Annotated in this window: 9 protein-coding genes; all 9 read left to right on the top strand. The window is 72.0% G+C overall.

The window, feature by feature from the left end:
• Window positions 1-166 precede the first annotated feature (166 nt).
• A complete protein-coding gene (locus ACIBCJ_RS13010) occupies window positions 167-1507 on the top strand; it encodes an OFA family MFS transporter (protein WP_362093850.1) in 1341 nt (446 codons plus the stop codon).
• Window positions 1476-1628: a hypothetical protein gene (locus tag ACIBCJ_RS13005; protein ID WP_362093853.1), complete on the top strand. Its 153-nt coding sequence runs from the start codon at window positions 1476-1478 to the stop codon at window positions 1626-1628. Before ACIBCJ_RS13010 ends, ACIBCJ_RS13005 begins: the two co-directional genes overlap by 32 nt.
• Before the next feature lie 173 nt (window positions 1629-1801).
• Window positions 1802-2752 carry a beta-ketoacyl-ACP synthase III gene (locus ACIBCJ_RS13000; protein WP_362505056.1) on the top strand — a complete coding sequence of 317 codons (951 nt, stop codon included), beginning with the start codon at window positions 1802-1804 and terminating at the stop codon, window positions 2750-2752.
• Window positions 2753-2894: 142 nt separating this feature from the next.
• On the top strand, window positions 2895-3572 hold the full coding sequence (locus ACIBCJ_RS12995; protein ID WP_362093858.1) for a GntR family transcriptional regulator: 678 nt from the start codon (window positions 2895-2897) through the stop codon (window positions 3570-3572).
• Window positions 3573-3853: 281 nt separating this feature from the next.
• On the top strand, window positions 3854-5035 hold the full coding sequence (locus ACIBCJ_RS12990) for an ROK family transcriptional regulator (protein WP_133889216.1): 1182 nt from the start codon (window positions 3854-3856) through the stop codon (window positions 5033-5035).
• A 177-nt stretch (window positions 5036-5212) separates the two neighbouring features.
• Complete coding sequence (locus ACIBCJ_RS12985) at window positions 5213-6730, top strand: sugar ABC transporter ATP-binding protein (RefSeq protein ID WP_365978047.1); 1518 nt, start codon at window positions 5213-5215, stop codon at window positions 6728-6730.
• The gene (locus ACIBCJ_RS12980; protein ID WP_362093864.1) at window positions 6727-7746 is read left to right on the top strand and encodes an ABC transporter permease; all 1020 of its coding nucleotides are present in this window, start codon (window positions 6727-6729) and stop codon (window positions 7744-7746) included. Before ACIBCJ_RS12985 ends, ACIBCJ_RS12980 begins: the two co-directional genes overlap by 4 nt.
• A gap of 17 nt (window positions 7747-7763) precedes the next feature.
• A complete protein-coding gene (locus tag ACIBCJ_RS12975) occupies window positions 7764-8807 on the top strand; it encodes a substrate-binding domain-containing protein (RefSeq protein ID WP_133889213.1) in 1044 nt (347 codons plus the stop codon).
• 160 nt (window positions 8808-8967) lie between these two features.
• Window positions 8968-10251 (top strand): Gfo/Idh/MocA family oxidoreductase, encoded by a 1284-nt coding sequence (locus ACIBCJ_RS12970; RefSeq protein ID WP_365978045.1) that lies wholly within the window; start codon window positions 8968-8970, stop codon window positions 10249-10251.
• Window positions 10252-10255: the final 4 nt, after the last annotated feature.

Raw genomic sequence — 10255 nt, 5'->3', positions numbered from 1 at the left:
GGGGAGCTCCGTTCGGTCGAGGGATACCGCGGAACCGCCGAACGAGATGTCGACGAAATATTGTCTACAGTATGGAAGTTGGCGCAGCAAGGCTTTGTGCAGCACTAGTGGTTGTCTGCTCAACAGTCTTCTCAAGCGCCGTGCCGGTCCCTACGGTTGGGGACCCATGAGTCCCCCCGTCGCACCTCCGGGCTGGAGCCGCTGGCTCGTCCCCCCGGCCGCTCTCTCGGTCCACCTCTCCATCGGCCAGGCCTACGCCTGGTCCGTGTTCAAACCGCCCCTGGAGTCCGCGCTCGGCCTCAGCGGCACGCAGAGCGCGCTGCCGTTCCAGCTCGGCATCGTCATGCTCGGTCTGTCGGCCGCGTTCGGCGGCACGCTCGTCGAACGGAACGGGCCGCGCTGGGCGATGAGCGTCGCTCTGGTCTGCTTCTCGTCCGGTTTCCTGCTCTCCGCACTCGGCGCGGCCGTGGAGCAGTACTGGCTGATCGTCCTGGGCTACGGCTTCGTCGGGGGGATCGGCCTCGGCATCGGCTACATCTCGCCCGTCTCGACGCTGATCAAGTGGTTCCCGGACCGGCCCGGCATGGCCACCGGCATCGCCATCATGGGCTTCGGCGGCGGCGCGCTCATCGCCTCGCCCTGGTCGGCGCAGATGCTGGAGTCCTTCGGCACCGACAACTCGGGGATCGCCCTCGCCTTCCTCGTCCACGGTCTTTCGTACGCCGTCTTCATGCTGCTGGGTGTGCTGCTGGTGCGGGTGCCGCGTCCCAGGGAGCGGGCCGGCGGCGGGCCCGCGCCGCTCGAAGGCGTCCAGGTCTCGGCCCGGTCGGCCGTGCGCACCCCGCAGTTCTGGCTGCTGTGGATCGTGCTCTGCATGAACGTCACCGCCGGCATCGGCATCCTGGAGAAGGCCGCGCCGATGATCACGGACTTCTTCGCGGACTCCTCCACCCCGGTGTCGGCGACCGCCGCGGCCGGCTTCGTGGCCCTGCTGTCGGCGGCCAACATGGCGGGCCGGATCGGCTGGTCCTCCGCCTCCGACCTCATCGGCCGCAAGAACATCTACCGCGTGTACCTGGGCGTCGGCGCGCTCATGTACACCCTGATCGCACTGTTCGGCGACTCCTCCAAACCGCTGTTCGTCCTGTGCGCGCTGGTCGTCCTGTCCTTCTACGGCGGCGGCTTCGCCACGGCCCCCGCCTACCTCAAGGACCTCTTCGGCACCTACCAGGTCGGCGCGATCCACGGGCGGCTGCTCACCGCCTGGTCGCTGGCCGGTGTCCTCGGGCCACTGATCGTGAACTGGATCGCCGACCACCAGGAGGAGGCCGGCCGGCACGGCTCGGCCCTGTACGGCACGTCCTTCCTCATCATGATCGGGCTGCTGGTCGTCGGCTTCGTCGCCAACGAACTCGTCCGCCCCGTCGACGCCCGCCACCACGAAGCCGCGATCCCGACGCAGAAGGAGGGCAACGATGTCACCCGACCGCAGCCAGAGTCCGCCTGACGCGGCCGCCCCGCACGGCCGGCGGCCGCTGATCGCCCTCACCTGGCTCTGGGTGGGCGCACCGCTCGCCTACGGGCTGTACGAACTCGTCCGGAAGGCCACCCAGCTCTTCACCGGATGAGGGTGCCGACGAGGACGGGGCCCGGGCGGGTGGAGCCGGCCGGGGGCGGCGGAGGGTGCTGACCGAAGCCGACAAGCCGGGCGCCGGTTTCCTGTCGTATCACCTGCCGTCGTACCCGTCGGTCACTGATCACACTGGTGGATCCCGTACCCGAGGTCAGCGAGGCTCCACCCATGCACCACGGCTCCCGCATCACCGCCGTCGGCCACTACCAGCCCGCCCGGATCCTCACCAACGAGGACCTGGCGGGCATGGTCGACACCAGCGACGAGTGGATCACGAGCCGGGTGGGTATCCGTACACGCCGGATCGCCGGCCCCGACGAGCCGGTCGACGAACTGGCCGGCCACGCCGCCGCCAAGGCGCTCGCGGCGGCCGGGCTCGCCCCCGCCGACGTGGACCTCGTCGTGGTCGCCACCTCCACCGCGATCGACCGCTCCCCGAACACCGCCGCCCGCGTCGCGGCCCGCCTCGGCATCCCCGGCCCCGCCGCGCTGGACGTCAACGTCGTGTGCGCCGGCTTCACCCACGCCCTGGCCACCGCCGACCACGCCGTGCGCGCCGGGTCGTCGAGCCGGGCGCTGGTCGTCGGCGCGGACAAGATGTCCGAGGTGACCGACTGGACCGACCGCACCACCTGTGTGCTGGTCGGCGACGGGGCGGGCGCCGCCGTCGTGGAGGGCTGCGCGCCGGGTGAGGAGGCGGGGATCGGTCCCGTGCTGTGGGGCTCGGTGCCCGAGATGGGCAACGCGGTCCGCATCGAGGGCACACCGCCGCGGTTCGCACAGGAGGGGCAGAGCGTCTACCGCTGGGCGACCACCCGGCTGCCCGCCATCGCGCGCCAGGCCTGCGAGCGGTCCGGCATCGCGCCGGCCGACCTCGCCGCGGTCGTGCTGCACCAGGCCAACCTGCGCATCATCGAACCCCTCGCCGCGAAGATCGGCGCGGTCGGCGCCGTCGTCGCCCGCGACGTCGTCGAGTCCGGCAACACCTCGGCGGCGAGCATCCCGCTGGCGCTGTCCAAGCTGGTGGAGCGGGGCGAGATCACCACCGGCGACCCGGTGCTGCTCTTCGGCTTCGGCGGTAACCTCTCCTACGCCGGACAGGTCGTCCGCTGCCCCTGAACACCCCGCGCCGTCCCGTCATGTGACGTGGCCTACACACCCGGCCCAGGAGGGCCGGTGCGCCGTAGACTGTAGACGAAAGACAATCGATACTGCCCGTACTGCCCGTACTGGTCGCGTGCCGGTCGTCGAGGGGGGTCCGATGTTGTCCGCAGGACTGCCGCAGGGCGCGGTGCCCAAGCTGGAGCGGCCCGGCCCGCTGCGGGACCGTGTCTACGAGGCGCTGCTCGAACTCATCACCACCCGGGCCCTGCGGCCCGGCCAGCACCTCGTCGAGAGCGAACTGGCCGGTCACCTCGGGGTGTCCAGGCAGCCGGTGCGCGAGGCGCTTCAGCGGCTCAACACCGAGGGCTGGGTCGATCTGCGCCCCGCGCAGGGCGCGTTCGTGCACGAGCCGACGGAGGAGGAGGCGGACCAGCTCCTGACGGTCCGTACGCTCCTGGAGGCCGAGGCCGCGCGGCTGGCCGCCGCCAACGCCTCCAGTGCCGGCATCGCCGTGCTGGAGGAGCTGTGCGAGGAGGGGGAGCGGGCCGTGGCCGACGACGACGTGGACGCCGCGGTCGCCTGCAACGCCCGTTTCCACGGCACGGTCATGGAGCTGGCGGGCAACGCGGTCCTCGCCGAACTCGCCGCACAGGTCGACCGCCGGGTCCGCTGGTACTACACGCCGGTCGCCCGGCAGCGCGGCCGGCAGTCCTGGGACGAGCACCGCAGGCTGATCGCGGCCATCACCGACCGGGACGAGCAGTCGGCGACCCGGCTGATGCGCGAGCACACGGAACACACCCGTCGCTCCTACCACGCGCGCGAGACATCGTAGGCGCGCGGAGAACCACCAGGTCAGAGCCCTGATCGAGGCCGTCCGGCACCATCGCCGGGCGGCCTCGGCGCGTCCGGGGCGTCCGGTGCCGGCTCCTTCTTTGTCCACTCAGTGGAGAAAGTTGGCAGCAATTCATGCGTGACTTCTTCCCACGCCCGGCGCCCACTGCTACGTTCCCTCCGAAAGCACGCCACGAAAGCCGGTCGTCCAGTGACCGGAGGACGTGGCCGGAAACCGGCGGACCCAAGGCCGATCGAGGCGGGGAGGGGCTCGTGAGACGCATGACCGCACGACCCGCGAACGCCCACCAAGCGCGACTGCTCCAGCTGTTGCGCGACGGCGGGCCCAACTCCCGTGCCCAGCTGGGCGACCAGGTCGACCTCTCCAGGTCCAAACTGGCCGTCGAGGTGGACCGGCTGCTGGAGACCGGCCTCGTCGTGGCCGACGGACTCGCCGCCTCGCGCGGCGGGCGCCGCAGCCACAACGTCCGCCTCAATCCCGAACTGCGCTTCCTGGGCGTCGACATCGGCGCGACCTCGGTCGACGTCGCCGTCACCAACGCCGAGCTGGAGATCCTGGGGCACATCAACCAGCCCCTGGACGTGCGCGAGGGCCCGGTCGCGGTCTTCGAGCAGGTGCTGTCCATGGCCGCCAAGCTGCGCGCCTCCGGGCTCGCGGAGGGCTTCGACGGCGCCGGCATCGGCGTCCCGGGGCCGGTCCGCTTCCCCGAGGGCGTGCCGGTGGCTCCGCCGATCATGCCCGGCTGGGACGGCTTCCCCGTGCGGGAGGCGCTCAGCCAGGAACTCGGCTGTCCCGTCATGGTCGACAACGACGTGAACCTGATGGCGCTGGGCGAGCAGCACGCGGGCGTCGCCCGCACCCAGCACGACTTCCTCGTCGTCAAGATCGGTACCGGCATCGGCTGCGGCATCGTCGTCGGCGGGGAGGTCTACCGCGGGACCACGGGCAGCGCGGGCGACATCGGGCACATCCAGGCGGTGCCCGACGGACGCCAGTGCGCCTGCGGCAACCGCGGCTGCCTGGAGGCCCACTTCAGCGGCGCGGCCCTGGCCCGCGACGCCATGGAGGCCGCCCAGCAGGGCCGGTCGGCCGAGCTCGCGAACCGGCTGGAGGCGAGCGGGGGCCTCAGCGCCGCCGACGTCGCCGCCGCTGCCGCCGCGGGCGACGCCACCGCGCTGGACCTGATCAGGGAGGGCGGCCGCAGCACCGGCCAGGTCATCGCCGGCCTGGTCAGCTTCTTCAACCCGGGCCTGGTGGTGATCGGCGGCGGGGTGACCGGCCTCGGCCACAACCTGCTCGCCGCGATCCGCACCCAGGTCTACCGCCAGTCGCTGCCCCTGGCGACCGGCAACCTGCCCATCGTCCTGGGGGAGCTGGGCCCCACCGCCGGAGTCATCGGCGCGGCCCGGCTGATCAGCGACCACCTGTTCTCACCCGCGTAGCCACGTTCGCTCCCGAGCACCACCAGCACAGCGCCCAGCCCAGCCCTGCCCTGCTCCGTTCAGCTCCGTCCTGATCCGGCCCACTCCCATCCGCACGGCACCGCTGTGCCCTGCTTCGCCCTGCCCTGCTCCGTTCTGCCCTGACACCGGCCCGCAAGCCCGCCGAGGGGACCTCACATGGCACCAGAACCACCGCTGCTCAGCATGTCCGGCATCACCAAGTCGTTCCCCGGAGTCCGGGCCCTCGACGGCGTCGACCTCGACGTCCAGGCCGGTGAGGTGCACTGCCTCCTCGGCCAGAACGGCGCCGGGAAGTCCACCCTCATCAAGGTGCTGGCCGGCGCCCACCAGCCCGACACCGGCACCATCCGCTGGCGGGGCGAGGACGTCACCCTGCGCTCGCCCATCGCCGCCATGCGCCTCGGCATCGCCACCATCTACCAGGAACTCGACCTGGTCGAGCACCTGTCGGTGGCCGAGAACGTCCACCTCGGCCACGAACCGACCGCCGCCGGCTTCGTCGTACGGGGAAAGACGGCCAAGGCGTCGACGGCCGCGCTGCTCAAGCGGCTGGGGCATCCCGAGGTCGACCCCGGGCGGCTGGTCGGGGACCTGTCGGCCGCCCAGCAGCAGATCGTCTCCATGGCGCGGGCACTCTCGCACGACGTACGGCTGATCGTGATGGACGAACCGTCCGCCGCGCTCGACCCGGACGAGGTCGACAACCTCTTCCGCATCGTCGCCGACCTCACCGCCGACGGTGTCGCCGTCGTCTACATCTCGCACCGCCTGGAGGAGATCCGCCGCATCGGCGACCGGGTCACCGTCCTCAAGGACGGCCGGGCGGTGGCCGGCGGGCTGCCCGCCGAGTCGACGCCGACCCGCGAGGTGGTCGCGCTGATGACGGGACGCAACGTCGAGTACGTCTTCCCCGACCGGCCCGCCGCGCCCCCCGTGGGCGAACCCGTGCTGAAGGTCCAAGGGCTGTCCAGAGACGGCGAGTTCGCGCCGCTCGACCTCGACGTGCGACCGGGTGAGATCGTCGGCCTCGCGGGGCTGGTCGGCTCCGGCCGGTCCGAGATCCTGGAGACCGTCTACGGCGCCCGCAAGGCGCACACCGGCCAGGTCCTGGTCGACGGGCGCCCGCTCAGGCCCGGCAGTGTGCGGGCCGCGGTACGCGCCGGTCTCGGACTCGCCCCCGAGGAACGCAAGGCGCAGGGCCTGCTGATGCTGGAGTCCGTCACCCGCAACGTCTCGGTCTCCGCCATGTCCCGCTTCTCGCGCGGCGGCTGGATCGACCGCGGCGCCGAGCTGGGCGCGGCCCGCAAGGCGACCCGTGAGCTGTCGCTGCGGCCGGACAACCCGTCCGTGCCCGTGCGCACCCTGTCCGGCGGCAACCAGCAGAAGGCGGTGCTCGCCCGCTGGCTGCTGCGCGGCTGCCGGGTGCTGCTGCTCGACGAACCCACCCGCGGTGTCGACGTCGGCGCCCGCGCCGAGCTGTACGCCGTCATCCGGCGCCTCGCCGACGAGGGCCTCGCCGTGCTGCTGGTCTCCAGCGAGGTGCCCGAGGTGCTGGGCCTCGCCGACCGCGTACTGGTGCTGCGCGAGGGCCGCGTCGTGCACGAGGCCCCCGCCCGCGAACTCGACGAACACCGCGTACTCGACCTCGTGATGGAAGGAAGCCCGGCGTCATGACGCAGCACGTGTCCCCGCCACGGGGCGGCACCGACAAGGCGGCACCGGTGGAAGGCCCGCCCGACTGGCGGGTCCGGCTGGGCCGCGCCGACGTCCGCACCCTCACCCTGCTCGGCGTGCTCGCCGTCCTGGTCCTCATCGGCGGCATCACCCAGCCCGACGCGTTCCTCGACACCCGCAACCTCCAGCTGGTGCTCACCCAGGCGTCCGTGATCGGTGTCGTCACCGTCGGCATGACCTTCGTCATCGTCTCCGGCGGCATCGACCTGTCCGTCGGCGCCATCGTCGCCCTCGCCTCGGTGTGGGCGACGACGGTCGCCACCCAGGAGTACGGGTTCTTCGGCATCCTCTTCACCGCGATCGTGGTGGGCGTGGGCTGCGGCCTCGTCAACGGGGTGCTCATCGCCTTCGGCCAGATGGTCCCGTTCATCGCCACCCTCGCCATGCTGGCCTCGGCGCGCGGCCTCGCGCTCCAGATCACCGACGGCCGCACCCAGGTCGTCACGGTCTCCAGCGTGCTGGACCTCGGCGAGCGCGACGCCTACGTCCTCGGCATCCCGCCGCTGGTCCTGGTGTTCGCGGCCGTCACCGTCATCGGCTGGCTGGTCCTCAACCGGACCACCTTCGGCCGGCGCACCGTCGCGGTCGGCGGCAACGCGGAGGCCGCCCGGCTGGCCGGCATCGACGTCCGCCGCCAGCGGCTCTACCTGTACCTGCTGTCCGGGCTGTGCTGCGGCATCGCGGCCTTCCTGCTGATCGTCCTGGCCGGCTCCGGCCAGAACACCAACGGCAACCTCTACGAACTCGACGCCATCGCCGCCGCGATCATCGGCGGCACCCTCCTGACCGGCGGCCGGGGCCACATCCTCGGCTCCGTGCTCGGCGTCCTGATCTTCACCACGATCACCAACATCTTCGCCCTGAACAACCTGCAGACCGACGTGCAGCAGATCGCCAAGGGCGCGATCATCGTCGCCGCCGTGCTGGTCCAGCGCCGTACCGCAAGCACGCACTGAGGAAAGGGTTCACCGTCATGACGAAGCTCACGAGTCGCAGAGGGCTGCTCTTCGGAGCCGCCGCCGTGTCCGCCGGTGCCGTCCTCACGGGGTGCACCAGCAACGACCCCGACGACGGCGACGACAAGGCCGCGGACACGCAGCCGGCCGCCGACGACAAGCCCGGCAAGCCGATCACCATCGGCTACGCCGGCCCGCAGGCCGACCACGGCTGGCTCAACGCCATCAACGACCAGGCCAAGAAGCGCGCGGAGAAGTACTCGGAAGTCACCCTGGAGGTCACCGAGGGCTCCAACGACACCGCGCAGCAGATCGGCCAGATCGAAACCCTCATCAACAAGAAGGTCGACGTCCTGGTGGTGCTGCCGGCCGACGGCAAGGCGCTCACCCAGGTCGGCCTGAAGGCGATGCGGGCCGGGATCCCGGTCATCAACCTGGACCGCATCTTCAACAGCCCCCAGGCGTACCGCTGCTGGGTCGGCGGGGACAACTACGGCATGGGGCTCAACGCCGCCCACTACATCGGCGAGAAGCTCAAGGACAAGCCCGACGCCAAGGTCATAGAGCTGGCCGGCATCGACAACCTGGAGCTGACCCAGCAGCGCACCCAGGGCTTCGACGACGGCCTGAAGAACTACCCCAACATCAAGAAGGTGGCCCGTCAGGCCGCCGAGTTCACCGTGGAGTCGGGCCAGGCCAAGATGGCCCAGCTGCTCCAGGCCCAGTCGGACTTCGACGCCCTGTGGAACCACGACGACGACCAGGGAGTGGGCGCTCTGCGCGCCATCGAGCAGGCCGGACGCGACGACTTCCTGATGGTCGGCGGCGCGGGCGCGCTCTCCGCCTTCCAGGCGATCAAGGCGGACAGCGGCGTGCTCAAGGCGACGGTCCTGTACCCGCCGACCATGGCCGCCTCCGCGATCGACCTGGCCCGCGCCCTCGGCCAGGGCAAGGGCGTCAGCGGTCTCGCCGAGTTCGAGATCCCCTCGACCGTCACCTGCTACTCGGCCGTCGTGGACAAGGACAACGTCGACCAGTACATGTCCACGGGCTTCAAGTGACGGGTCCAGGCCCCGTTGTCGGACTCCCGTCCGCTCCGCGCCCGCCGGGCGGACGACGGGAGCCCGACGACGGGACCTGGCCCCGGCGACGGCCCGACCAGCCGGTCCGCCGGGGCGGGGCCCACCCCCACCGCGCCACCACGACGAGGAGGACATCCGCATGGGACAGCCGCAGCAGCCCGAGGGGGCCGGCGCCGAGGAGGCAGCCGCCGGGACCGACAGCGGGACCGATACCGGCGCCGGGGCCGGGGCGGCGACGGGGGCGTCCGCGACCAGAGCGCCCCTGCGCGTCGGCATGGTCGGCTACGCCTTCATGGGCGCCGCGCACTCCCAGGGCTGGCGCACCGCCGGCCGGGTCTTCGACCTGCCGCTGAACCCGGTACTGGCCGCCGTCTGCGGGCGGGACGCCGACGCCGTCCGCCTCGCGGCCGACCGGCACGGCTGGGCGAGCACCGAGACCGACTGGCGGGCCCTGATCGAACGGGACGACATCGACCTCGTCGACATCTGCACGCCCGGGGACAGCCACGCCGAGATCGCGCTCGCCGCGCTCGCCGCCGGGAAACACGTCCTGTGCGAGAAGCCGCTGGCCAACACCGTGGAGGAGGCGCAGGCGATGACCCGCGCCGCCGAGGAGGCCGGAGCCCGCGGGCAACTGGCGATGGTCGGGTTCAACTACCGCCGGGTCCCGGCCACCGCGCTGGCCCGGCGGATGGTCGCCGAGGGGCGCGTCGGCCGCCTGCGGCACCTGCGGGTGACGTACCTCCAGGACTGGCTGGTCGACCCGAAGGCCCCGCTGACCTGGCGGCTGCGCAAGGAGCTGGCCGGGTCGGGCGCGCTCGGCGACCTGGGCGCCCACATCGTCGACCTCGCCCAGTACGTGTCGGGGGAGCGGATCGCGGGCGTCTCCGCCCTCACCGAGACCTTCGTGCGGGAACGCCCGCTGCCCGCCGGCGCCGCCCGGGGACTGACCGCGGACTCGGCGGACGGCGCGGCGGGGCAGGTCACCGTCGACGACGCCGCCGTGTTCACCGGCCGCCTCACGTCCGGCGCCCTGGTCTCCTTCGAGGCCACCCGGTACGCCACCGGCCGCAAGAACGCCCTGCGCATCGAACTCAACGGCGAGCGCGGCTCGCTCGCCTTCGACCTGGAGCGGCTCAACGAGCTGGAGTACCACGACGCCACGGAGCCCGGAGAGCACGCGGGCTTCCGGCGCATCCTCGTCACCGAACCCGAGCACCCCTACCTGGACGCCTGGTGGCCGCCCGGCCACGGTCTGGGCTACGAGCACACCTTCGTGCACCAGGCGCGCGACCTCGTGCACGCCGTCGCCGCGGGCCGCAGGCCCGAACCCTCCTTCGCCGACGGGCTGCAGGTGCAGCGGGTGCTCGCGGCCGTGGAGGAGAGCGCCGAGAAGAACTCCGTCTACACCCAGATCCCCTGAGGAG

This window comes from Streptomyces sp. NPDC051136, assembly GCF_044455745.1.
GTDB lineage: Bacteria > Actinomycetota > Actinomycetes > Streptomycetales > Streptomycetaceae > Streptomyces.
This window is presented reverse-complemented; position numbering and strand designations above follow the sequence as displayed.

Bases quoted from the DNA above. Each gene is read 5' to 3' on its own strand.
- ACIBCJ_RS13010 (WP_362093850.1), top strand. From the start codon at position 167: ATGAGTCCCCCCGTCGCACCTCCGGGCTGGAGCCGCTGGCTCGTCCCC.
- ACIBCJ_RS13005 (WP_362093853.1), top strand. From the start codon at position 1,476: ATGTCACCCGACCGCAGCCAGAGTCCGCCTGACGCGGCCGCCCCGCAC.
- ACIBCJ_RS13000 (WP_362505056.1), top strand. From the start codon at position 1,802: ATGCACCACGGCTCCCGCATCACCGCCGTCGGCCACTACCAGCCCGCC.
- ACIBCJ_RS12995 (WP_362093858.1), top strand. From the start codon at position 2,895: ATGTTGTCCGCAGGACTGCCGCAGGGCGCGGTGCCCAAGCTGGAGCGG.
- ACIBCJ_RS12990 (WP_133889216.1), top strand. From the start codon at position 3,854: ATGACCGCACGACCCGCGAACGCCCACCAAGCGCGACTGCTCCAGCTG.
- ACIBCJ_RS12985 (WP_365978047.1), top strand. From the start codon at position 5,213: ATGGCACCAGAACCACCGCTGCTCAGCATGTCCGGCATCACCAAGTCG.
- ACIBCJ_RS12980 (WP_362093864.1), top strand. From the start codon at position 6,727: ATGACGCAGCACGTGTCCCCGCCACGGGGCGGCACCGACAAGGCGGCA.
- ACIBCJ_RS12975 (WP_133889213.1), top strand. From the start codon at position 7,764: ATGACGAAGCTCACGAGTCGCAGAGGGCTGCTCTTCGGAGCCGCCGCC.
- ACIBCJ_RS12970 (WP_365978045.1), top strand. From the start codon at position 8,968: ATGGGACAGCCGCAGCAGCCCGAGGGGGCCGGCGCCGAGGAGGCAGCC.